This is a genomic window from Providencia sp. TYF-12 (genome assembly GCF_041344805.1).
Classification (GTDB): Bacteria; Pseudomonadota; Gammaproteobacteria; order Enterobacterales; family Enterobacteriaceae; genus Providencia; species Providencia huashanensis.
In genome coordinates, this window is the sequence record NZ_CP166833.1 from 2,793,637 (window position 1) to 2,818,265 (window position 24,629).

Sequence of the window (24,629 nt, forward strand, 5' to 3'; positions counted from 1 at the left end):
TTGTTTTAAGAGGTTATAGCTATTTTAGTTCTTTTTTTATTCATTATGAGCTTATCGAATCACCAATAATGTCTTTCTTATCACTTAACTTATTGAAATAAGAAAAATAAAATAGAACTATTTTTTTATTTGATTTTGTACTGAATAATACAATTAAATGACACAAATTAATAAAGATATATTTATTATACAACTTTATTAATGCGATAAAAAACGAATTTACGGATAAAACAGCAGATAAAAACACTACTAATAGGAAGGTTATTGGTGGCTTTTAGCTACTCAAAGCCTACAAGCCACCTAAACATAGCTGTGATTATTCAAATAATACCGCAGTCGTTAGACGGGAAGTACAACACAGTTTTCCTTGTTCATTGAATATTTCAATATTCCAAACTTGCTGGCGACGCCCTAAGTGAATAGGTTTGCAAATGCCTTTAACAACCCCCGAACGCGCTGCACGGACATGGTTTGCATTAATTTCTAGACCAACCACTCTTTGCTCACCTTCCGTACATAAATAACCCGCTATTGACCCTAAAGACTCAGCAAGCACCACGGAAGCGCCACCATGAAGTAAACCAAACGGTTGTTTAGTTCGCTCATCAACAGGCATTGTTCCCTCTAAATAATCATCACCAAATGCTGTGATCTCAATACCAATATGCCCTAACATGCACGTTTTTGACATTTCAGCTAATTGTTGCAAATTAAATTGACGTTTCCAAATCATTAAACTATCTCCAACAGTGCTTGAATCGGGTGTTTTATAACTGTATTTTCCATACGCTTCACTTGGCTACGGCAAGAATAACCGGGGCTTAAGCAACGCTCTTTTGGTAAAGAGGCCATCGCTCCTTTCCAAGATAAGTTATAAATTCCTTTGGAATTTTCAAGGTTTGCCACTTCATGACCGTAAGTTCCCGCCATTCCACAGCAACCCACACTGACATTATTCAGTTTGTGGCCAAAACGTGCAAATAAGCTTGCCCATTGGCTCGCACTATTTGGTAAAGCCGTTGATTCCGTACAATGCCCAAAAAAGTACCAAGGCTCAGCTGCATTTACTTTGGCATTTTGTGGTGCAGGTAAACTCACTAACCATTCATGAGCCAACATTACAGTAAACTGGCACTGTTCTTTTCCTAAAATTTCATGGTATTCATCGCGATAACATAAAACTAATGCAGGGTCGACGCCAACCATGGGTAACTTTAATTTTGCTACGCGATTTAAAAAGTCTGCGGTTCTACGTGCTGTTTTCGCAAATTTTGCCAAAAAACCCTTAATATGCTGCGCCTTACCATTCGGTGAAAATGGTAATAAAACAGGTTTATAGCCCAATTTTTCAATTAATCGCACAAAATCTGCGACCACTTTCGCATCGTAATAGCTGGTGAAAGGGTCTTGTACTACCAACACGTATTTTTCGCGCTGAGCAGCCCCCATACCTTCTAGTTGCTCGAGTGTTACTGACACCGCAGTATGCCCCAAAAGCTCTTGTTTCAATGTAGGCTGAGAAAATAAGGGTAAATCAACCATACCTATCGTGTGTTGGCTAAGCTTTTGCACTATTGGCTGACGTAAAAAGAAATTAAATACACCTGGTACCTTAGAGAATAATGGTGCACTGCTCTCTACGTTAGCAACAATATGATCACGCACAGGGCGTAAGTAGCGACCGTGATATAAGGCTAAAAATTTCGCTCTAAATGAAGGTACATCAATTTTGATTGGGCACTGTGTTGAGCAGGCTTTGCAAGCAAGGCACCCGGCCATTGATGCTTTTACTTCGTGAGAAAAATCGTAATCTCCTTGCTTTGCCCGCCAAGTATTACGCGTTTTCTCAATTAAACCGCGTAAGGAAGGTGAGTCTTGCTTAATGCCCTTTTCGAGGTAGTCCGGAGTCACTCCTTGATCTGCTAATAGCCTTAACCATTCTCGAACAAGTGTTGCACGACCTTTAGGTGAATGAATGCGCTGACCACTCACTTTCATCGACGGGCACATAGGGCTTTTAACATCAAAATTAAAACATAGCCCATTCCCATTACACTCCATGGCTCCCCGAAATTGCTCGCGAACCTGAACAGGGATTTGCCTATCATAAGTGCCTCGTTTGATATCATCGACCTGTTTCATTGGAGCATCAAGCCCTGCTGGAGGGCAAATCTTCCCAGGGTTCAAACGGTTGTCTGGGTCAAATGCCGCTTTGATGTTACGTAATTCGCTATACAGTACGTCCCCAAAAAACTCAGGGCTATATTGTGCGCGAAAACCTTTACCATGCTCTCCCCACAGCAACCCACCATATTTAGCTGTTAATGCAACAATTTCATCAGAAATTTGTTTCATCAATATTTCTTGTTGTGGATCACACATATCTAGAGCTGGCCGAACATGTAATACCCCCGCATCGACATGACCAAACATGCCATAATTCAGATTATGGCCATCGAGTAGCGCTCGGAACTCAACAATATAATCAGCTAGATGCTCTGGTGGTACACAAGTATCTTCTACAAATGGAATTGGTTTTGCCGCACCTTTACTATTACCTAACAAGCCAACTGCCTTTTTACGCATATTATAAATGCGAGTTATATCATCAAGGTCATGACAAGTTTGATAGCCAATCACACCCGCTTGATTATTTGCCATTAACTCATCAAGTCGTTGGCACAAACTGTCTGTCAGCTGGTTAATTTCACTTTCATCATCGCCACTAAATTCAACGATATTAAGACCTAACATTTCTTTATTAGGAATATCAGTAATTAATGCTTTTACAGAGTGCCAAACGATATCTTCACGGGCTAGATTCAGCACTTTAGAATCGACGGTTTCAACAGATAATGCTTTAGCATCAACCATAAAAGGGGCATTACGCAGTGCTGACTCAAAAGAGTCATATTTTACGTTAACCAGCCTGCGTACTTTTGGCAATGGCGTGATATCAAGGGTGGCTTCAGTAATAAACGCTAAAGACCCCTCTGAACCCGTCAAAATGCGGGTAAGGTCAAATTCAGTTAATTCATCATTAAAAACATGACGTAAGTCGTAGCCTGTCAGAAAACGATTTAACTTTGGGAATTTTTCTTCAATTAATGGCCGCTGTTCTAAGCAGCGTTCTAGTACCGTTTTATAAATACGCCCGACAATAGAATCCTCGGACGCAATCGATTGGGCGAGTTCGATAGGCATAGCACGAGTATCAATGCACTCCCCCCCTAATACCATGGCTTTAACACCTAAAACGTGGTCGGATGTTTTACCGTAGACTAATGAACCTTGCCCTGATGCATCGGTGTTGATCATTCCCCCCAAGGTTGCACGGTTACTGGTCGATAGCTCAGGAGAGAAGAAATAACCATAAGGTTTTAAAAATTGGTTTAACTGATCTTTGATTACGCCAGCTTCAACTTTGACCCAACCTTGCTCGGGGTTTATTTCTAAAATACGATTCATATAGCGGGACATATCCACGACAATCCCTTCTGTTAAGGATTGCCCGTTAGTCCCTGTACCACCACCTCTTGGCGTAAAGCTAAGTTCACGATATTTGGATTGCCCGGCTACGCGTGTAATAATTTGTACATCTGCACTAGAACGCGGGAAAACAACCGCTTGAGGCAATAGTTGATAAATACTGTTGTCTGTCGCCATGGATAACCGTTCAGCGTAGCTGGTACCGTTATCACCAGTAAAACCTTGTTCTTGTAGCTCATGCAAGAACTCAATGACTAATTGACTAAGATGAGGAGCTTCTGATATACGCGGGATCATTATTAACGATGACTCTTGTTGTTTAGTGTTCGCATTACTCGTTATGTACTATCTTTACTTTAAGTTGCACAATAGCGTCTCAGGTTTATGACTTATAACCTTCACAGCTAGTAAAAACGGTACAGCCGCTGATGACATTGTCATAATGAACCATATCACAATATTGTTTTTTTTAATCGTGAAAAATAATTTCGTTATTTTCACCTAAAAATTTGCCGTATAAGCAGAATTTTCATTTATTAAGGATCAATCATTAATGGAAAAATCGCAAAAACGTTTGGATCTCCCCAAACTTATTTTCGGCCTATTGTCCATCATCTTAATGATAGCCGCCTGTTTTTGGGTACTTAATCCCTTTATTCTTGGCTTTGTATGGGCAGGGATGATGGTTATTGCAACATGGCCACTATTATTACGGCTAGAAGCGCGCTTATGGCGTAAGCGTTGGCTAGCTGCATTAGTGATGGTTCTTCTTATATTACTGTTGTTTGTTATCCCATTAGGGGTTTTGATTGGAAGTATTATTGATAATAGCACTCCATTGATTGATTTAGCCAAGTCCCCTTCAAGCCTGACATTACCAGAGCTAGAATGGCTAAATACTATACCGATGGTAGGCGAAAAAATTTATTACGCATGGCATAGCCTTGTAGCGAGTGGTGGTAACGCCCTACTCGCAAAAATCCAACCTTACTTTGGTCAAGCCGCGGGGTGGTTCGCCACACAAGCGATCAGCGCAGGGCGCTTTGTGTTTCATTTAATCTTAATGTTACTGTTTAGCGGCTTACTTTACCTTAAAGGTGAATCTGTCATGTTAGGCATACGTCACTTTGCTGTGCGCCTTGCAGGCATGCGTGGTGATGCAGCTGTTTTATTAGCAGCTCAATCAATAAGAGCGGTAGCATTGGGCGTCGTCGTGACAGCGTTAATCCAAGCTATTGTCGGTGGGATTGGCCTTGCACTTTCTGGCATTGGTTATGCTGCAATTCTCACTGTTTTACTGTTTATCTGCTGTGTTGCTCAAATAGGGCCGCTGTTGATTATGGTGCCATCTGTTATATGGTTATTTTGGACTGGTGATACCACTTGGGGAATTATTCTCGCCATTTGGGCTGCGGTTGTGGCAACAATGGACGGTGTTCTTCGTCCTTGGCTGATTAAAATGGGTGCCGATTTGCCGATGGTACTAATCTTAGTTGGGGTTATCGGGGGTATCTTATCATTCGGGATGATAGGCCTATTTATCGGTCCCGTTGTATTAGCTGTTTCATATAGTTTATTAAAAGCATGGATGAATGAGGTAGCTATGCCTAATGAGAACTTAGCTGAAACAGAGAAATTTCTTGAAGATGTGTTCATGATTAAGAAATAGTTGCAATTAATTGAAACAGGCATGTTGTCGATATACATGTCTGTTTCATTAATGATTTCATTTCTCATTAATATTTAGAAACAATATTTAACATTCTAATGTTAGTATTTAGCCTAATTTATGTTAACATAATTCTATTGGAATAATTCTCTTAAGTAACAACAAGTAAGTTTATTATTGAGAGTGTTCTTAATGCTTGTATAATATGAATACTTTATTATCTAGCCATTGAATCAAACAAACATGAAAAGCCATGCTAACCCCTTAAAGCACGGTTTTATTAACCAAATTGCTGTGTGTAGTCTTTGCCTGTCAGCCCATGATAGGCTTTTTTTTTATCTAGTTCCTCAATATGAAAATTATTCACATCAAAATTAAATCATCTGTTTTATAAGTATTGATAAGAATCAACTTCTGGTACCAAACATAAGTAAACATACTCCTTTAGCGTTATATATAACCCGCACTATTATTACTTTCATGAGCTTTATAATTAAAGTACATTTAATTACTCATCATACGTGTAATTGATTTGGAATAATTATGTTTATGTACGCAAAAAGAATTGCATAATCATTCAATCGAGTTATTTAGTATGAAATAACTCAATAATAGCTATTAACTATTGTAATAATAGATAATTTAAATTAATAAAAAAAGCCGAAAGGTTTTCACCTCTCGACTTTCATTATTAGCTTAGTAATGATTACTGATTTTCAGCGATCGTTAACCAAGTTTGCACGACAGTGTCTGGGTTTAAAGATAAACTATCAATACCTTCATCAACTAACCACTGAGCGAAGTCTTGGTGATCTGAAGGACCTTGCCCACAAATACCAACATATTTATTTTGGCGTTTAGCTGCTTGTATTGCCATCGATAGCATTGCCTTAACCGCGTCGTTTCGCTCATCGAATAGCTCAGAAACAACACCAGAATCCCTATCAAGGCCTAATGTTAATTGAGTCATATCGTTTGAACCAATAGAGAACCCATCAAAGTGCTCAAGGAATTGGTCAGCCAGCAAAGCATTCGATGGTATTTCACACATCATAATCACTTTTAAGCCGTTCTCTCCGCGCTTAAGGTCATGTTTTGCCATCTCCGCAATGACAGCCTCAGCTTGTGCGACAGTACGCACAAACGGGATCATTACCTCAACGTTCGTGAGCCCCATAGTATTACGCACGCGCTTAACGGCTTCGCATTCCAACGCAAAACATGCACGGAAGCTATCAGAAACATAACGCCCTGCACCACGGAAACCAAGCATAGGGTTTTCTTCTTCAGGCTCATAAATATCCCCACCGACTAAATTGGCATATTCATTTGATTTGAAGTCTGAGAAACGCACAATAACGCGTTTTGGCCAGAAGGCTGCTGCTAACGTTGAAATACCCTCGGTTAATTTGCCCACATAGAACTCGATTGGGTCGTCATAACCGGCCATCATTTCGCGGATTTCAGTTTGTAATTCAGGAGACTGTTCATCAAATTCTAACAATGCTCTTGGGTGAACACCAATCATGCGATTGATGATAAACTCCAGTCTCGCTAAACCAACACCTTCATTTGGCAAACAAGCAAAATCAAATGCACGGTCAGGATTACCCACATTCATCATGATTTTGACACCAAGGCTTGGCATTTCACTCACTTCAGAACTGTGAATTTCAAATTCCAACTTGCCTTGGTAAACAAAGCCAGTATCACCTTCCGAGCAGGAAACAGTGACTTCTTGACCTTCTTGTAAACGGTCAGTTGCATCACCACAACCAACGACAGCAGGTATCCCTAGCTCACGAGCGATGATAGCGGCATGGCAAGTACGCCCACCACGATTAGTGACAATCGCAGCAGCTTTTTTCATGATTGGCTCCCAGTCAAGGTCTGTCATGTCTGTAACTAAGACATCACCAGCCTGAATGCGATCCATCTCACTTAAATTATGAATCACTTTTACTACACCGGAACCAATGCGGTGACCAATAGCACGCCCTTCAACTAAAACCTGTCCTTGCTCTTTGAGCTGATAGCGTTCCATGACTTGTTGATTTGAACGCACTGTTTCTGGTCTTGCTTGGACAATATATAAACGCCCATTGTGGCCATCTTTAGCCCACTCAATATCCATTGGACGACCATAATGCTTTTCAATCTGTAAAGCTTGACGAGCGAGCTCTTCAACTTCATGGTCAGCCAGAGAGAAACGATTGCGTAGGGTTTCTGGCACATCTTCAATCTGAACTTGTTTACCGTGCTCTTTACTATCGGCATACACCATTTGTAGTTTTTTAGAGCCTAGAGTACGGCGTACAATCGCAGGGCGGTTATTTTTCAAGGTTGGTTTATGGACATAAAACTCATCCGGATTTACCGCCCCTTGTACCACCATTTCACCTAGGCCATAAGCTGAGGTAATGAAAACTACCTGATCAAAACCAGATTCGGTATCAATAGTAAACATCACGCCCGAAGATGCTAAATCAGAGCGTACCATTCTTTGCACACCCGCCGACAGAGCTACTCCACGGTGATCGTAACCTTGGTGAACACGATACGAAATAGCGCGGTCATTAAACAACGAAGCAAAAACATGTTTAATCGCCACTAATACAGCATCAATCCCTTGAACATTAAGGAATGTCTCCTGTTGCCCCGCAAATGAAGCATCAGGCATATCCTCTGCGGTTGCTGATGAGCGAACAGCAAATGATGCTTCTGCTTCCCCTTCTGAAAGTTGAGCGAACGCGTCACGAATATCTTGTTCCAACTCCTTCGTCAATGGCGTATCAATCACCCATTGACGGATCTGAGCACCTGCAACAGCCAGTTGGTTCACATCATCAATATCCGTTTCATCTAGCAGGTTATAAATGCGTTGATTTACACCGCTCTGCTCCAGAAAATCATTAAACGCCTGTGCGGTTGTCGCGAAACCGTTAGGTACGGATACACCCAGATCAGATAAGTTTGTGATCATTTCACCTAAGGAGGCATTTTTACCGCCAACCCGGTCAACATCATTCATCCCTAATTGGTTATACCAAAGTACATTACACGGAGTAAGGCCATTTGTGGACATTGAAAGTGATCCTTTTATAGCAATTTAGTGACAGAGTACAAATCGTAAAAAATCTCATTGGCGAAAATTCGCCTCGTGAAATAGACTAGCACAGACATTAATAGAAGATGGACTGGTGAATCGTTCCATCAAATAAGAAAAATGTTTTGTTCTAAAAATCGCTCAAATAATGGCTATACTTTCCCTTATAAACTAATTTTTAAACTTTAAACAAAGATAATATCTCTATAAAACTAGTGATAAATACAATAAAAGATAAATAACAATGAATAAATTAGATTCGATGAACAACCCAATACAAAGAACTGTTTTCTTTATTTCAGATGGTACAGCTATCACAGCTGAAACTCTGGGGCATGCTGTCCTTTCACAATTTCCACTAGCTTTTATTTCTTATACCCTGCCTTTCGTTACCACGCCGGCCCGCGCACAAGAAATAAAACAAAAAATTGATACCATATTTGAAGAAACACAACTTCGCCCATTAGTGTTCTATTCGATTATTTCCCCTGAAGTTAGGCAAATCATCACGCAAAGTTCTGGTTTTTGCCAAGATATTGTCCAAAGTTTAGTTGCTCCAATCCAAAAAGAAGTTGGCCTTGAACCAGAACCTAAGCTCAATCGTACGCACGGCTTGTCAATGCAAAATATGATCCAATACGATGCTCGTATTGCAGCCATTGAATATACACTCGCACATGATGATGGTATTTCTCTGCGTAATTTAGACCAAGCTCAAGTCATTCTTATCGGTGTTTCTCGCTGTGGCAAAACCCCTACCAGCTTATATTTAGCTATGCAATTTGGCATTCAAGCCGCCAATTATCCATTTACTGCTGATGATATGGACAATCTAAAGCTCCCCGTGGCTCTTCGCCCTTATACCCACAAATTATTTGGCTTAACGATTAGCCCTGAACGTTTAGCCGCTATCCGTGAAGAACGCCGTGAAAATAGCCGTTATGCATCGATAAGGCAGTGCCGTATTGAAATTGCTGAAGTCGAAGCATTATTTAGGCAGAATAAAATCAACTACTTAAATACAACTAACTACTCAGTGGAAGAAATTTCAGCAAAAGTGATTGATACAATGGGTTTACAGAGACGTATATTTTGATAAAAAATATAAAATATAATTGATACAAATTACTTTGTAGGTTGAAATTAAGCCATTTTCGTTTATTGTGATCTTTATCACTGATACGGCATCTGCCTATTAAAGTTTTGAGAACCAAAATGCAAAAAACTGATGAATTACGCACTGCAAGAGTGGACAGTTTAATTACACCACAAACTCTCGCTGATGAATTTCCTATTTCCCAAAAGGTTGCCAATAACGTGACAGCGTCACGTAAGCGCATAGAACAGATCTTATCGGGGGAAGACCCGCGTTTACTTGTTATCGTCGGTCCTTGCTCAATTCATGATATTGACGCGGCAATTGAATACGCGACAAAGCTGAATGTATTAAGGGAACGTCATCAAAACCGCTTAGAAATTGTTATGCGGACTTATTTTGAAAAACCGCGCACCGTTGTTGGCTGGAAAGGACTAATTTCTGACCCAAATTTAGATAACTCCTGCCAAGTCAATACAGGAATACGCCTCGCGCGAAAATTACTAATAGAAGTTAACCAGCTTGGTTTAGCAACAGCAACTGAGTTTCTCGACATGGTTACGGGCCAATATATTGCTGACCTTATTAGTTGGGGGGCTATTGGTGCGCGAACGACAGAAAGCCAAATTCACCGCGAAATGGCTTCTGCGCTCTCCTGCCCTGTTGGTTTTAAAAATGGTACAGATGGCAATATTAATATTGCTATTGATGCAATTAGAGCCGCAAAAGCACAACATATGTTTTTGTCCCCAGATAAAAACGGTCAAATGACCATCTACCAAACCAGCGGTAACCCACATGGCCATATTATTATGCGCGGGGGGAAACAACCGAATTATTCTGCTGGGGACTTAGCCGCAGCCTGCGATAAGCTTCGCAAATTTGAACTGCCAGAGCATTTAGTCGTCGACTTTAGTCATGGTAATTGCCAAAAAATTCACCGCCGTCAATTAGAAGTCGCTCGGGATATTGCAGAGCAAATAAAGGATGGCTCTACCGCGATAAGCGGTGTAATGGCTGAAAGCTTTTTAATTGAAGGCACACAGAAAGTCATCGCTGACCAAGCTTTAGTTTATGGTCAATCGATTACTGACCCATGCCTTGGCTGGGAAGATACTGAACAACTCATTGAAATCCTTTCTCAAGCGGTTGATTCTCGCTTCAAATAGCCTAGCTTAGTATCAAACATTTCCATCACGCCCTTTAGTTATATTCTAATTAAAGGGCTTTTTAATATAAAATAACAATAATACTCAATTAAATATAATTTATTTGTATTAATAACTGTTTATTTAAATTAAAAACACAGATTAAATCAAAAAAAACTCTTGACCACCCAAACCTTAACGATAATAATTCTCACTACAGCTCGTTTTATCTATTAGCTCACTGTAAAACAACGCCATTATTCCTATTAATGACTATAAAAGACGATAAACAATAGGTTAAGTCCCCATAAAAATTCGGGTATGTATTCATCTAAGGTGCTTACTAAATTGAAATGGAGCTCTTTGCTTATTGGCAATAAATAGCAAATATAACAATGGATTGTTTTATATCGCTATCAAATTTATCAACCAAAAGGCGGGGTTGATAATAAACGCTAATAAATAAAAACGTTATATAAAATACTTTTAGCATGCCACCCAGATAATCTATCTAGGCAGCCAGCGTAACCTAAAATATAAGGAAAGGACTTCCTATGCAGTTTAAACCGATGCCTGCATCTATATTTCAAGAAAAAAAATTCCCTATTTCAACACTCACCATCGCTATTACTTTAGCCGGGTTGAGCCATTCCGTATTAGCTCAAGATGTTATCCAAGTTTCAGCCTCCCCCTTCGGTTTTGAAGAAATTGCCGTGGCTGAGCAAGTTGATGTGATTGACGCCCAAGCGCCTGAACAACAATCTGCAACTTCTGCCTTGGATTTACTAAAAGGCCAACCCGGCGTATTTGTCTCTGGGTCTAATAGCACTTATGGCCAAGGCATTCAAATGCGAGGGTATGACTCTCGGGGGGTAAAAGTCACAATAGATAACATCACTCAAGATTTTAACTCAGGGTTATATGATGCCACTTTTATCGACCCGACTTTGATTAACAAAGTGTATATCCACAAAGGCTCCGCATCAGTTCATCATGGTGGAGGTGCTCTCGCTGGGGTGGTCGCATTCAAAACATTAAATGCCGCCGATATTTTAAAACCGGGGCAAAAATTAGGTGGGCGAGCGTTTAGCGGCATTAACCGTAATGACCATAGTTACTATGCAGGCGCAACTTTATTAGGTCGTTCTGAGTCATTTGACACATTGCTCAGTTACAGTCAGCGTAAAAAGCATATTATGGGTTCTCCCGAATTTGAGCTGGCACATAATGTTGAAAAAATCCATAACTGGATGCTCAAAACTACTTGGCTACCACACCCATCTTACAACCTAACATTACAGTTAAAAGAATATCGAAACGATAGCCTGAGCTTAAAACAACCGGCAAAACCCACGGAAAAAACTAAGTATCCGAACGCCCCCCATGAAAGGCAAAGCCACCAGCGGGATATTGCAATTAATCAGTATTTTAAGCCGCAAAACAGCTTAAATTGGCAAGCTGAATGGAGCGTTTATTATACCGACTTGTATTTAGACCAAACTGATACCATCAAAATTATCAAAAAGCCTGATGAATATGGCCCTGAGGAACGCAACCAATACACCTATGGGACTAAATTTTCTAATAGCGTCTCTTTACCGATGTATAACTGGGTAAACCACTATATTCAAAGTGGTTTTGAATATTACCAACAGAAACAAACATCAAATCAATATGCAATCAGCTATCCGCCATCAGAATTGTCTAACATGTCTGGCTGGCTGGTAAATGATATGACTTTGCATCATTTACCCATCACTTTCTCCGCAGGGACACGTTTCACCCAGTACCAAGCTTCTAGAGAGAATTTCCCTGAAAACAAGCATACTAACTGGTCATCTCGCTTTGCTGTAAGTGCAACCCCTACTAGCTGGTTAAATCTTCATTCATCATACGCTGAAGCATACCGTACTCCAAGAATGTCGGAGCTTTATAACAATTCAAACCATTTCACTATTCCACTTTTTTTTGGCGCCTCTATTAAATCTGATTTCCGTCCATCACCAGATTTACAGCCTGAAACCAATAAAACATGGGAGACAGGTTTGAAACTCAGTTTTGACGAGCTTTATTTTAAAAATGACTCCCTTCAATTTGGTTCGACTTATTTTCACACTAAAGCAAAAAATTACATAACTGTCGATGGCGAGTACCCCTTATCCTTCAATCCAAGAGCTCGAGATGGTAATAAAGTTGGTCGAATGGAACACTTCCCGAAGAAAATATTTTTTATAAATATTCCATCCGCAACTATTCATGGATTTGACAGTTTTGTTCACTATAAAACACATTGGTTTGATATCGCTGTTAACCATAATCACACGATGGGAAGAGAAGATGGTACAAATTATTCTTTATCATCTATTCGCCCCCAAACGTTGACAGCCAGAATTAATGCTCCAGTTGCAACAACAGGAATTCAAATTGGCTGGATTGGTGAGTTTTCAGCCAAAACCAAGTTCCAAGGCAACGCTAAATATCAACGTCCCCATCACAAATCTGATAAAGGCTTAGATCGCTATCATAAAGAAGTCATTCAATACGCAGGATATGGAGTTCATGATTTTTATGTGAATTATCAAGCTGATGAATTCATTAAAGGGCTAAGTTCCACGCTTACTATGAAAAATGCCTTTGATAAACAGTATATCTCTTCCATGGGGGTCCCACAGGAAGGTAGGAATTTTTACTTTAACGTAAATTATAACTGGTAATTTAGTAACAAATAATAGTTAACAACCAATAAGTTATGTTATCAGCTAATTTCATAGCGCAAATTACTATGTCCTTATACGAAATTAGTTGATAACACTTTACTCTACTTAACCTTAAGGAAATTATTTTGAATTCAAATAGCTATAGTGATTACCAAAAAATACGAAAAGAGCATAAGGGTATATATGCGCGCGAAATAGCAGCACAACTAAATATTTCAGAAGCACAGCTTCTTCATTGCCGCGTTGGTCAAGATAACGTGCAAAGGTTATCTGGAAAAATGCCTGATATCTTGCAAAGTTTAGCATCCATCGGGGTGGCAAAAGGGGTTACCCGTAATGAGTACGCCGTTAATATTCAAATTGGTCAATATGATAATGCAAGGCTCAGCTCACATGCGGGTTTATTTCTCAATCCTCGAGCTCTTGACCTTAGAATGTTCTTTGCTCAATGGCGTTCAGCATTCTCATTAGTAGAAGAAACAACTGAAGGCCTACGTCATAGCATTCAGTTTTTTGACAAACATGGTGATGCCTTACACAAAGTTTTTACCACAAAGTCGACGAATCTCGATGCATGGCAAACATTGATTAAACAATATGTTACATCAGAAAACCGCCCTCTCACCATCCATGAAGTCAAACCGTTTTCTGAACGGTCGATTGATCGTGAACTTGCACAAAAACTAGAACAAGAATGGCGCAATATGACAGATGTCCACCAATTTTTCACCATCTTAAAAAATAATAATCTAAGCAGACAGCAAGTCTTCCGCGTTGTTAGCCGTAAACTAGCATGGCAAGTCCCTCGCAGTGCATTATCAGGTTTACTGTCACTCGCCCACCAAGCACAAAATGAAATTATGCTTTTCGTTGGTAATCGTGGCTGTGTACAAATTTTCACTGGTAAAATCAGTGAAATAACATCATTAACCGTAGAAAATACCCAAACTCACTGGTTAAACATTATTGGTCCTAATTGCAAACTGCACATTATTGAAAATGGTATCGCTGAATGTTGGGTGACAAGAAAACCGACTAAAGATGGCTTTGTAACAAGCTTGGAGGTTTTTGATACCCAAGGCAATCAGATTATACAAATGTATGGTCAGCGTACTGAAGGCACACCTGAGCAAGATGAATGGTGTAAGCAAGTTTTAGCTTTACCTCATATTTAATAGGGGTAAATAACATGAAACATTGGCTTCTAATCGCCATTTTCCTTGATGTGACAGCCTCATGAAAACATAAAACTCAGTGGGAGTAGGTTTAGTTAAATACGCCAAAAGCTATGTCACAGACCCAGCATCTACAGCGTTTTGGCAAAAAAGAGGTAAAATTCATTAACGGAGTATTATGTTGATAATAAAACCAATCACCATAATTCTCCCTATAACTGCCAATCATTTAGTGTTTTTCTCTAAAAAAATCAACTCGGAATTTCCTGTTTATCGTTATAGAACTGTCTTTAAATGTAGTGCGATAATTTTTCAATTATTTACTTGGTTAATAAAATCGAACAGCTTGAACAATTAATTTGAATATATAGTAAATCCACCAGAATAACCTATCATAAAAATCAAAGTTAAAACACAACCCATTGATTTTTTATATATTTAAACATACAATGATGTATGTTTAAAATGTTAAATTTATCAACATCTATCGTAGTGATAGGTATTCTCATTAAAAAACCGCACGTTTAGCCTATCGATATATCGGAAAAACAGGAAGAATAGATCCTAATTTCGTGAGTTATTATTAGTTATTAATGAACAATAGCCTACTTGAGTAGGAGGTAAATATGTCAGAAAGTGTAGTCAATGATATTGTTAAGTGGCTAGAAAGCCAGTTGCAACGCAATGAAGGCATCAAAATCGACACAATAGCCGATAAAAGTGGTTATTCGAAATGGCATTTACAGCGTGTTTTCAAAGAAATGAAAGGATGCACGCTTGGCGAGTATGTGCGTAAACGCCGCTTGTTAGAAGCCGCTAAATCATTACGTGAAGGCAACTTACCTATTCTTGATATTGCGTTGCAATATGGCTTCAGCTCACAAGCTACATTTACTCGTATATTTAAAAAACATTTTGATACAACGCCGGCAAAATTCCGCCAAACTGGTGAAATGCCGGAATGTAAAAGCTTTATGACTTGTAACTGTCATAGTTAATTATTTTATTCAATAAGTCCCTTTTCCTATTCGTTATTTTAATGTCTATGTCTGAGCCGACAACTGTCGGCTCTTTTTTTAACTTAACTCTAAAACCAACCAGTTTTCTAAATCAGCCAATTGTTCCTGTAATTGAGGCCATTTCTGCATCATTTGTTTACTTAATAAACGAATAGTCTCTGTTTGATAGACCTTACCAACTAGCTGTTCACTGAGCCACTCTAATGGCGAAGGGTCTAAGCTATCAGTAAAAAATTGACAGCGGTTAATCACACCTTTTTCAATATCAAAATGAAATTCAATTCCCCCCCACGGGAATCGAGTATCAGAGTAATGTGAAAAGGCAGGCGCCTGCCCAAAATTCCATTCCCAGCTACTTTGTTTAGCAAAAGTTTCCTTGAAATTGGGTAGATCAGGTAACTTCTCAGGGGAAATATATTCGGGGTCAACCGTCTCACCGAAATGCTCGAAAAAGCTTTTAATAATGCCTTCGCATACTTTTTCGTGGGAAATATTAGGGACTAATTCAGATAAATTTGCGACCCGAGAGCGTACCGAGGTGATCCCCTTTGCTTGCAACTTTTTAGGGTCTGGGTTCAAATAGTTTGCTAGACGACTTAAATCTGCATTTATTAACAAGGTTCCATGATGAAAACCCCTGTCTTTTGTTTCACGATATGCAGAGCCAGAGATTTTTCTTAGGCCATTTTCAGTGTCTAAAACCAAATCATTACGCCCAGAAATTTGTGCAGCGATACCCACTTGAGCTAAACCATCAACGATAATTTGTGTAGAAACTGTTTTATCGTATTCAGGTTTCCCCGCCATAAACGTAAAACATGTATTTCCCAGATCATGGAATACTGCGCCACCGCCACTACTACGACGTGCTAAGCGAACATTGTCCTCATCCATCCTTCTGGTATTACATTCTTTCCAAGGATTTTGAGCTCGACCAATAACCACCGTGTCCGCATTACGCCATAAAAACATAACACGTTGATCTGCTGACATTTGTCGAAAAATAGTTTCTTCAACCGCAAGGTTAAACCAAGGATCAAAAGATTCGGAGATAAGTAAACGTAACCTAGACATTAAAAACTACCCTTAAAACAAAAATTGCTTCTAAGATAGCATAATCACTGAAAAAAATAGCGAGTTTAGATGCGCCTTGCTTGCCAGAACACTTTTCGCCAATAAACGTTATCCATTGAGGAACGGATCACCCCTTTACTGGTTGAAGCATGAATAAAAGTATTATCGGTATCATAAATACCCACATGTAACCCATTTTCCCCTGAACCAGTCTTAAAGAAAACCAAATCCCCTGGCATCAAATCCGATTTATCAATTCGCGTCCCTAACTGAGTTTGGTCCACCGTCGTTCGGGGCAGCTGGATAGCAAAACGATCGTTAAAGGTGCGATAAACAAAACCTGAACAATCCACACCACTTTGGTTCATTCCACCATAGTGATAAGGCGTCCCATACCATTGTTCTAATTGGTCTTTTAACTGTGCTATTGTCATTATTGGGTCGGACAACTGTGTTTTTAGCGGCGGCGGCGGTGTCCTTTTAACTGTCGTTGATGAACAGCCGATTAAAACTAGACACAAAAGTAATGGTAGGTGTTGTATTTTTATAAGCATAAAGCACCTTATTCATCGTTCTTATTACAATATTTAACTGAGATTATAGTGCGTGAAGAATAAAAAATAAGCAACTTAGATTTTACCCCCCTTATTATTACTTTTCATTTGTTTTGTTGGTCGGCTAATCAACCAAACGCCTAATAAAATAAAGGCAATTCCCGCTGCTTTTAACCATGTCGCAGGTTCATTAAACCAAGGTAACAAAACAGCGAGAATATAGACGAATACGTAACTAAGGCTGATAAGGGGGTAGGCTTTATTTAATGCGATATATTTTAATGCAAATAACCAACATAGCATCGATAATGCGTAGCAAACTAACCCTATAAAAATAATACTTAGGCTAACAAAATTTGCCAATAACCAATCTGCTTGTAACCAGTGCCAGCCAAGTGTAAATGAGGGTAACTCAACCACACCGGCTTTCAAGCTCAGTTGGGCCACAGTCACTAGTAGTGCACTGCCAAGTACCCATAAATATCCTTTATTCATACACTGATACTCATTAGCAAAATACCCAACATGATCGCTGCGACCCCTAGCCAATGACTAAGCCCTGTTTGTTCTTTATAGATAAACTGGCCAATCAAAGTAATTAATACAAAGTTAATACTTAGCATTGGGTAAGCAATACTGAGAGGCATGGTTTCCAATAACTTCAGCCAAAACAACATGCCAAGACCCAACATGAAAACCGCCAGCACCAGCCACCGAAGTGCTGATGCTGTTTTATTGGTTTTTTCACTCTGCCAATTTACCACTGCTTGTTTTTGAGCCACTTGCCCCATGCAAGTTAATACGCTAACAAGTAATAATAGTAATAGTTGAGCTATCATTGTTGATGATAAACCACAATCGCCATACGCGAATTTTTAATGACTTCATCTGGTTTAGGTATATCCGGTAACCCTTCTTTACGACCTAATAAAAAGACCACCGTTACCTGCCCTTCTTGACGTGATTTTGCTAACCATTGTGCAAATTGGTCTGGTTTAACTAACCGATGTTGGCTGTCAGGGTATTTCAAACCGTAGGTCAACTCACCACTACTATTATATAAATAAATATTTGAGTTTTTAGTTTCCCAAGCAAGACCAGCCGCAACACCAACATTACTCGCCATTAAATAACGGCTATTCATCAACAAGTCATGGTTTTGATGAATAAAGTTTTGCGGCAATTTCGAATCAATGGTGTTGTTTGGTAAGGCACTACCAATACATAAGCTAACCGCCAATGAACATGACGCAGCCCAAAGCCAATATTTGGCATTAAGCACGGTGCAAAGGTAACCGATGATCGCCCAGATAGAGAAAGCAACGACACCTAAAACCATTTTTGACCATTCATCAGGCTCATATAACGGTTTCTTTATCACTGTGCTTATCACAATCACAGCAATCACTGCAGCAATGCCCAATACAATATTAATAATACCATTAACTTTTAGCGCTCTCATCGTGCCATTACGCACGCAATCAACCCCATACTTTGCCATTAAGAGAGCTAAAGGCGCCATAAACGGCAACATATAGGTTGGTAACTTACCGCGAGAAATACTAAAAAAGATAACTGGCACTATAAACCAACACAGTAAAAAGAACATATCAGGGCTAGATTTACGTTCTTTCCACCCTTTGATTATTGCGCCGGGTAGTAAACCCGCCCAAGGGATGGCACCGAGCAATATAATGGGGATATAATACCAAAAAGGTGCAATATGCTGAGCATCATCCGCAGTAAAACGTTTAATATGCTCTATCCAGAAAAAATAATTCCAATAATCAGGTTCTTGTTTAGCAATCGCCAATGCCCATGGAAGGCTAATAATGACCGCTGAAATTATCGCAAGTGGCCCATACTTTACTAATTCAAGAAAACGCCTTTGATACAGTGTGACTGGAAGCATGACGATCACGGGTATAGCAAGGGCTAAAAAACCCTTAGTCATAAATGCCATACCACAAGCTAACCCAAGGCAAACCCATGCCCCAAGTTTAGATTTGACTTCTCTGGCTTTCATCGCCCATAAACAACAAAACATACTCGCCGCTATCCATAAAGATAACATTGGGTCAAGTACACTGTATGTCCCGATGGAAAAAACTAAAAACATCGAGATGTAAATCAGGCTTGCAACATAAGCAACGTGGCTATTACGCCACATCATTTTTGCCATGCGATAAACCAGTAATGCACTAAGAAGAATACAAAAAACAGAACCGAAACGAACTGCAAAGTTAGTATCACCAAAGATCATTTGGCTGATATTGTTTATCCAATAACCTGCAACTGGTTTTTCAAAATAACGCACATCCAACATATAAGGGACAATCCAGTCCCCCCGCTGTAGCATCTCGCGGCTGATTTCTGCATAGCGTGTTTCATCGGGTTGCCAAAGTAAACGGCTGTTCAACGGCAATAAATAGGTCAGGATAAAAAAAAGAGCCAGCAGAGAGGCTCCTACTTTGCTCGCTCGGTTATTCAACATAGATTGCTTATACCTCTTCTTGGCAGCCTAGCCAGCCTTCACGCCCAGGGAATGGTGCTCTGACCACACGCCCTTTTGGCAATGAATTTAAATCCTCTGGCAGTAATTCACTCAATGTACAGAATTGGATTTCTTCTTGTGTGATTCGTTCCAATAATTGTAAAAATTGTTCCGATTTTGACATTCCTTCCACTTCTGTGTGGATAGTATAAACTGGAACGCCTTGATCTTCTTTAATTGCTTGAAGAATAAAATCATTAAATGCTTCATCACTCACGACAGTCCCTACGACTTCATCGTAAGTTGGTAATGTTACAGGAATTTGAACTGTCCCAAGAGAACCATCCGCCATAATCGGTCGAAATGGATATTTGCCACGACAATCACTATTGTAGTCAAAATTAAACGTTTGTTTAACTTCTAATACTCGCTCATCACCTCGCCAGCCAGCAACAGCCGAGCATGTTACACGTTGACCAATGGCACATTCTAATGCATCAACACCTAACTTCACTTGTTCGGTAAGTTGTGACTTACTCCATTTTGCAACTTTAGCTTGCCAACCTTGATGATCCCATGCATGTAGACCAACTTCATGGCCTTCATCCAACGTTTGTTTCATCAAGTAGCCTAAATCTTTAGCAATCTTTTTACCCGGCCAAGCGGTGCCTGCGAGTAAAATATCTAACCCATAAAGAGACGCTGCATTCGACCTGAGCATTTTCCACAGAAATTTAGGACGCAAAAGGCGCCATAAATGGCGCCCCATGTTATCTGGTCCTACACTGAAGAAAAAGCTGGCCTGAATGTTGTGCTGTTTAAGCACTTTGAGTAATTGTGGAACCCCTTTTAATGTACCTTGGTAGGTATCCACATCAATTCTCAAGCCAACTTTTTTCATTAGTCTTTATTACCTAGTTCTTCAACTGCACCTTGCAAGAAGAAATCTAATGTTTCTTCAATAGTATCTTTCATGTCGATAGTTGGAACCCAATCTAATAAGCGGCGTGCGTTTTCAACACTTGGCTTACGATGCTCGACATCTTGATAGCCTTGACCATAGTAGCTACTGCTTTCAATTTCACGGAAGCCAGCAAACGGAGGGAACTTATCGCGTTGTGGGTGATTTTCAAAGCTTTCTAACAACATTTCAGCCAGTTCACGAATACTTGCTTCGTTCGTAGGGTTACCAATGTTGATGATTTGGCCATCACATTTACCGTCTTTGTTTTCAATAATGCGGAATAACGCTTCGATACCATCTTTTATATCAGTAAAGCAACGTTTCTGCGCACCACCATCAACAAGTTTGATTGGCGAACCTTCAACTAAGTTTAAAATTAGCTGAGTAATCGCGCGTGAACTACCAATACGTGCAGAGTTTAGGCTATCTAAACGAGGTCCCATCCAGTTAAATGGACGGAATAAGGTAAATTTCAGACCTTCTTTTGCACCATATGCCCAAATTACTCGGTCAAGTAACTGTTTAGAGACAGAGTAAATCCAACGCTGCTTATTGATAGGACCGACGATCAAGCGTGATTCGTCTTCATCAAACTCTTTATCATCACACATACCATAAACTTCAGAAGTTGATGGGAAGATGATGCGCTTGTTGTATTTCACGCAATAGCGAACAACTTTTAAGTTTTCTTCAAAGTCTAATTCGAAAACACGCAGCGGATTACGGGTGTATTCGATTGGTGTTGCAATCGCAACCAATGGCAGAATAACGTCACATTTTTTAATGTGATATTCAATCCACTCAGTATGGATGCTTACATCACCTTCAATAAAGTGGAAACGAGGGTTACCAATAAAACGCTCAATTGCTGATGAACCGATATCCATACCATAGATATCGTAATTTCCATCTTTTAATAAACGTTCAGTTAAATGGTTACCAATAAAGCCATTTACACCCAAAATAAGAACACGAGTACGACGTTTAACTTGTGCAGTTGGTTTCGCACCTACACGAACATCAGTCACGATACCCATTTCGGTAGCAAGGCGGTTACCTTGCATATATAAACCTGCTTCACTTTGCCCACTAACAACTTCAATCGCACCTTGACCACAAGCAATACGCAGAGGGTCATTAGAAAGTACAGTCCCCGCAGCTTTACCTTGATTGTCATCTAGAACACGTGCACGCCAAATAACCATTTTGCGTGCGCCTAAATAAGTAAACGCGCCTGGATATGGCTCAGTCACCGCACGGATAAGACAATCAATTTCTTTTGCGCTACGGTTCCAGTCAATTTGACCATCTTCCGCTGTACGACGCCCAAAATACGTTGCTTGACTTTCGTCTTGAGCAACCGCTTTATAGGTACCCGCTTCGATTAGTGGTAGTGTTTTATCTAATAAAACTTCTGCCGCCTCACGAACTTTTGCATGTAAGGTTAAGCCCGTATCAGTTTCAGTGATTACCACTTTTTCTTGCGCAATGATATCGCCAGCATCAGCTTTAGCCACCATCTTGTGCAAGGTTACACCCGTTTCATTTTCACCTTTTAATAGTGCCCAATTGATAGGCGCACGACCACGATATTTAGGCAGTAATGAACCATGCAAGTTAAAAGCCCCTTTAGGTGCAATTGACAGCAGTTCTTCACTTAGCATATCACGGTAATAAAAAGAGAAAATCACATCAGGTTTCATTTCGCGAATACGCTCAATCCACAGTGGGTGATTAACGTTTTCAGGTGCGAAAACAGGAAGCTCCATGTCAGCGCTTAAGCGTGCAACTGAAGAGTAAAAGTGGTTTTCATTTGGGTCATCAGTGTGAGTAAACACTGCTTGAATATCAAAACCCGCTTTTTCAAGCGCTTTTAGCCCTACGCAGCCAATATCATGATAGGCAAAAACAATAGCTTTCATTAGTCTTCTTCCTGATTTTTGTCGGATTTAAGGTCTGCTCCGACGACTTTTTGAATAAAATAACGAGGTCTCGCGCGCACATCATTGTAAATTCTACCGATGTATTCACCTAATAAACCCATAGCAACAAACTGCGCACCAATAAACATAAAGAGTACTGCAAACAGGGTAAATACGCCATCTGCTGCCCACTCTGCGCCAAAAATTAAACGTAGTGCAATCAATAAAACCGCCAGCAGGAAACCACCGACAGCAATAACACTACCCACAACGCTTAATAAACGCAGTGGCGCAGTAGTTAGGCAAGTCAACAAGTCATACATTAAGTTAATCAGCTTCATAAAGCTGTATTTAGAATCACCAAACTCACGTTCCGCATGCGCAACATCAATTTCAATCGTTCTACGCGCAAACGTATTCGCAAGAATAGGAATAAATGTACTTCTTTCATGACATTGCAACATAGCTTGAATGATATGGCGGCGGTAAGCACGTAACATGCAACCGTAATCCCCCATTGAACGCCCTGTTGCTTGAGTGATCATCGCATTAATCATCTTAGATGCCGTTTTACGGAACCAAGAATCTTGGCGATTAGCACGACGCGTGCCTACTACATCATAACCTTGCGACGCTGTTTGCACTAAACGTGGGATTTCCTCAGGTGGATTTTGTAAATCCGCATCCAAGGTAATAACTAAATCCCCATCTGCTTGATTAAAGCCCGCCATAATAGCAGAGTGCTGACCATAGTTACGATTAAGGATAATAGCAATCACATGGTTATCAGGGTTTTCTGCTGCATCCGTTAACATTTGTGCTGAGCGGTCACTACTACCATCATCGACCAAAATTAACTCATAAGATTGAGTCAGTTGTTTACATGATTTGATAGTACGTTCTAATAATTGTGGCAAGCTCTGTTCTTCATTATAGACAGGGATTACCACTGAGACTTTTTTTATCTCATCAAATTCATCTGCGTATGACACTATTTAGACTCCAAAAGAACTGCTTCTACTGCTTTTACAACCCGTTTAACATCATCATCCGTCATATCTGGAAACAGCGGTAACGAACATAATGTTGCACTATTCCATGTCGATTCAGGTAACGTTAATTCAGGATATTTTTCACGGTAATATTTTTGTGTATGGGCTGCGCGAAAATGTAGCCCCGTTCCAATATCGTGCTCTTTCAATTTTTCCATGAAAGTGTCACGGTCAATACCACATTCGTTTTTATCAACACGAACCATAAATAAATGATTAGCATGCAAATGAGGATAATTAGGAACACTAAGCATCTGTAATGGAGAGTCTTTTAGCAATTCACGATACTGTGCTGTCAGTTCAGCTCGACGTTGATTTAATTGCTCAACACGAGATAACTGCACTACCGCTATTGCGGCATGGATATCCGATAAATTGTATTTAAAACCGGGTTCTACAACTTCAGCTTGTGGCTTGCGGCCTTGCATTTGCCTATCAAACGCATCAACCCCTAAACCATGAAATTTAAGTGTGCGTACGCGCTGAGCAAGTTCGTCGTCATCTGTTGCGACTAACCCCCCTTCTGCACAAGTAACATTTTTAATAGCATGGAATGAGAAAATAGACGTGCCTTTCTCGCCAATCCACTCATTTTTATAACGCGTACCAACAGCATGTGCAGCATCTTCAATCAATACAACGCCCGCTTTTTGCGCAATTAAACGCAACGCGTCTAAATCACAAGGAGCTCCTGCGTAATGTACAGGAATAATTGCTTTAGTTTTTGTTGTTAGCGCTTTTTCTACCGCTTCGGGTTGGATCATCAATGTATCGCGGTCAACATCAATCATTACAGGTGTAGCACCCAGTAATTCAATCATATTAATGGTTGAAACCCATGTTTGTGATGGTGTAATCACCTCATCACCTGGGCCGATACCTAATGCCATTAAGACAACATGCATACCCGCAGTAGCAGATGAAAGTGCTATCGCATGCTTACAACCATAGCGTTTACAGAAATCCTCTTCTAACTGGTGATTCTGTGGGCCTGTTGTAATCCAGCCTGAACGCAGAACTTTTTCAACTGCCTTGACCTCTTCATCACCAATTGCTGGTTTTGAAAATGGTAAGAAATTGCTCATATTGTTTATAGCCTAGTTTTCATTGTGAATAGAATATTCTAGTTAATTATACTTTAACCGAACCT

General features: G+C 40.0%; 18 protein-coding genes. 6 read left to right on the top strand and 12 right to left on the bottom strand.

The window, feature by feature from the left end; translation table 11 throughout:
* Window positions 1-316: 316 nt before the first annotated feature.
* On the bottom strand, window positions 317-733 hold the full coding sequence (gene menI / locus ABE954_RS12695; protein ID WP_042844043.1) for a 1,4-dihydroxy-2-naphthoyl-CoA hydrolase: 417 nt from the start codon (window positions 731-733) through the stop codon (window positions 317-319).
* A complete protein-coding gene (locus ABE954_RS12700) occupies window positions 733-3,786 on the bottom strand; it encodes an FAD-binding and (Fe-S)-binding domain-containing protein (RefSeq protein ID WP_042844044.1) in 3,054 nt (1,017 codons plus the stop codon). The genes menI and ABE954_RS12700 overlap by 1 nt, the downstream gene beginning before the upstream one ends.
* A 256-nt stretch (window positions 3,787-4,042) precedes the next feature.
* Here ABE954_RS12700 and ydiK point away from each other — a divergent pair, with 256 nt between their 5' ends.
* Window positions 4,043-5,158 (top strand): AI-2E family transporter YdiK, encoded by a 1,116-nt coding sequence (ydiK, locus tag ABE954_RS12705; RefSeq protein WP_042844045.1) that lies wholly within the window; start codon window positions 4,043-4,045, stop codon window positions 5,156-5,158.
* Window positions 5,159-5,864: 706 nt separating this feature from the next.
* Here the strand turns inward: ydiK and ppsA are convergent.
* Window positions 5,865-8,243 carry a phosphoenolpyruvate synthase gene (gene ppsA / locus ABE954_RS12710; protein ID WP_371025474.1) on the bottom strand — a complete coding sequence of 793 codons (2,379 nt, stop codon included), beginning with the start codon at window positions 8,241-8,243 and terminating at the stop codon, window positions 5,865-5,867.
* Window positions 8,244-8,538: 295 nt separating this feature from the next.
* On the opposite strand from ppsA, the gene ABE954_RS12715 reads away from it, so the two are divergent.
* From ABE954_RS12715 to ABE954_RS12735, 5 genes are all read left to right on the top strand, one after another.
* Window positions 8,539-9,360, top strand: a complete 822-nt coding sequence (locus ABE954_RS12715; RefSeq protein WP_269466240.1) for a pyruvate, water dikinase regulatory protein — start codon at window positions 8,539-8,541, stop codon at window positions 9,358-9,360.
* A 119-nt stretch (window positions 9,361-9,479) separates the two neighbouring features.
* Window positions 9,480-10,529 (top strand): 3-deoxy-7-phosphoheptulonate synthase, encoded by a 1,050-nt coding sequence (locus ABE954_RS12720; protein ID WP_042844048.1) that lies wholly within the window; start codon window positions 9,480-9,482, stop codon window positions 10,527-10,529.
* 533 nt (window positions 10,530-11,062) lie between these two features.
* On the top strand, window positions 11,063-13,222 hold the full coding sequence (locus ABE954_RS12725) for a TonB-dependent receptor domain-containing protein (protein WP_131679957.1): 2,160 nt from the start codon (window positions 11,063-11,065) through the stop codon (window positions 13,220-13,222).
* A 128-nt stretch (window positions 13,223-13,350) separates the two neighbouring features.
* Window positions 13,351-14,400, top strand: a complete 1,050-nt coding sequence (locus ABE954_RS12730) for a hemin-degrading factor (RefSeq protein ID WP_129465835.1) — start codon at window positions 13,351-13,353, stop codon at window positions 14,398-14,400.
* 626 nt (window positions 14,401-15,026) lie between these two features.
* Window positions 15,027-15,398 carry a helix-turn-helix domain-containing protein gene (locus ABE954_RS12735; RefSeq protein WP_042844051.1) on the top strand — a complete coding sequence of 124 codons (372 nt, stop codon included), beginning with the start codon at window positions 15,027-15,029 and terminating at the stop codon, window positions 15,396-15,398.
* A gap of 78 nt (window positions 15,399-15,476) precedes the next feature.
* Here ABE954_RS12735 and ABE954_RS12740 read toward each other — a convergent pair whose 3' ends face one another.
* The 9 genes from ABE954_RS12740 to arnB all read right to left on the bottom strand — a co-directional run bounded on the left by ABE954_RS12740 (window position 15,477) and on the right by arnB (window position 24,564).
* Complete coding sequence (locus ABE954_RS12740; protein ID WP_042844052.1) at window positions 15,477-16,493, bottom strand: lipoate--protein ligase; 1,017 nt, start codon at window positions 16,491-16,493, stop codon at window positions 15,477-15,479.
* A 65-nt stretch (window positions 16,494-16,558) separates the two neighbouring features.
* Window positions 16,559-17,047: a C40 family peptidase gene (locus ABE954_RS12745; protein ID WP_042844053.1), complete on the bottom strand. Its 489-nt coding sequence runs from the start codon at window positions 17,045-17,047 to the stop codon at window positions 16,559-16,561.
* A gap of 75 nt (window positions 17,048-17,122) precedes the next feature.
* Window positions 17,123-17,542 (bottom strand): 4-amino-4-deoxy-L-arabinose-phosphoundecaprenol flippase subunit ArnF, encoded by a 420-nt coding sequence (gene arnF / locus ABE954_RS12750; RefSeq protein ID WP_210786944.1) that lies wholly within the window; start codon window positions 17,540-17,542, stop codon window positions 17,123-17,125.
* Window positions 17,539-17,886 (bottom strand): 4-amino-4-deoxy-L-arabinose-phosphoundecaprenol flippase subunit ArnE, encoded by a 348-nt coding sequence (arnE, locus tag ABE954_RS12755; protein ID WP_129465834.1) that lies wholly within the window; start codon window positions 17,884-17,886, stop codon window positions 17,539-17,541. Before arnE ends, arnF begins: the two co-directional genes overlap by 4 nt.
* A complete protein-coding gene (gene arnT, locus ABE954_RS12760; RefSeq protein ID WP_210786947.1) occupies window positions 17,883-19,541 on the bottom strand; it encodes a lipid IV(A) 4-amino-4-deoxy-L-arabinosyltransferase in 1,659 nt (552 codons plus the stop codon). Before arnT ends, arnE begins: the two co-directional genes overlap by 4 nt.
* A 7-nt stretch (window positions 19,542-19,548) precedes the next feature.
* Window positions 19,549-20,442, bottom strand: coding sequence for a 4-deoxy-4-formamido-L-arabinose-phosphoundecaprenol deformylase (gene arnD / locus ABE954_RS12765; protein WP_129465833.1), 894 nt, complete (start codon window positions 20,440-20,442; stop codon window positions 19,549-19,551).
* Window positions 20,442-22,427, bottom strand: a complete 1,986-nt coding sequence (gene arnA, locus ABE954_RS12770; protein WP_042844058.1) for a bifunctional UDP-4-amino-4-deoxy-L-arabinose formyltransferase/UDP-glucuronic acid oxidase ArnA — start codon at window positions 22,425-22,427, stop codon at window positions 20,442-20,444. Before arnA ends, arnD begins: the two co-directional genes overlap by 1 nt.
* Window positions 22,427-23,419, bottom strand: a complete 993-nt coding sequence (gene arnC, locus ABE954_RS12775) for an undecaprenyl-phosphate 4-deoxy-4-formamido-L-arabinose transferase (RefSeq protein WP_042844059.1) — start codon at window positions 23,417-23,419, stop codon at window positions 22,427-22,429. The genes arnA and arnC overlap by 1 nt, the downstream gene beginning before the upstream one ends.
* Window positions 23,419-24,564 carry a UDP-4-amino-4-deoxy-L-arabinose aminotransferase gene (gene arnB, locus ABE954_RS12780; RefSeq protein WP_042844061.1) on the bottom strand — a complete coding sequence of 382 codons (1,146 nt, stop codon included), beginning with the start codon at window positions 24,562-24,564 and terminating at the stop codon, window positions 23,419-23,421. Before arnB ends, arnC begins: the two co-directional genes overlap by 1 nt.
* Window positions 24,565-24,629 lie beyond the last annotated feature (65 nt).

Coding starts and splice junctions, on each gene's coding strand:
- menI (WP_042844043.1), bottom strand. CDS start 733: ATGATTTGGAAACGTCAATTTAATTTGCAACAATTAGCTGAAATGTCA.
- ABE954_RS12700 (WP_042844044.1), bottom strand. CDS start 3,786: ATGATCCCGCGTATATCAGAAGCTCCTCATCTTAGTCAATTAGTCATT.
- ydiK (WP_042844045.1), top strand. CDS start 4,043: ATGGAAAAATCGCAAAAACGTTTGGATCTCCCCAAACTTATTTTCGGC.
- ppsA (WP_371025474.1), bottom strand. CDS start 8,243: ATGTCCACAAATGGCCTTACTCCGTGTAATGTACTTTGGTATAACCAA.
- ABE954_RS12720 (WP_042844048.1), top strand. CDS start 9,480: ATGCAAAAAACTGATGAATTACGCACTGCAAGAGTGGACAGTTTAATT.
- ABE954_RS12725 (WP_131679957.1), top strand. CDS start 11,063: ATGCAGTTTAAACCGATGCCTGCATCTATATTTCAAGAAAAAAAATTC.
- ABE954_RS12735 (WP_042844051.1), top strand. CDS start 15,027: ATGTCAGAAAGTGTAGTCAATGATATTGTTAAGTGGCTAGAAAGCCAG.
- ABE954_RS12740 (WP_042844052.1), bottom strand. CDS start 16,493: ATGTCTAGGTTACGTTTACTTATCTCCGAATCTTTTGATCCTTGGTTT.
- ABE954_RS12745 (WP_042844053.1), bottom strand. CDS start 17,047: ATGCTTATAAAAATACAACACCTACCATTACTTTTGTGTCTAGTTTTA.
- arnF (WP_210786944.1), bottom strand. CDS start 17,542: ATGAATAAAGGATATTTATGGGTACTTGGCAGTGCACTACTAGTGACT.
- arnE (WP_129465834.1), bottom strand. CDS start 17,886: ATGATAGCTCAACTATTACTATTATTACTTGTTAGCGTATTAACTTGC.
- arnT (WP_210786947.1), bottom strand. CDS start 19,541: ATGTTGAATAACCGAGCGAGCAAAGTAGGAGCCTCTCTGCTGGCTCTT.
- arnD (WP_129465833.1), bottom strand. CDS start 20,442: ATGAAAAAAGTTGGCTTGAGAATTGATGTGGATACCTACCAAGGTACA.
- arnA (WP_042844058.1), bottom strand. CDS start 22,427: ATGAAAGCTATTGTTTTTGCCTATCATGATATTGGCTGCGTAGGGCTA.
- arnB (WP_042844061.1), bottom strand. CDS start 24,564: ATGAGCAATTTCTTACCATTTTCAAAACCAGCAATTGGTGATGAAGAG.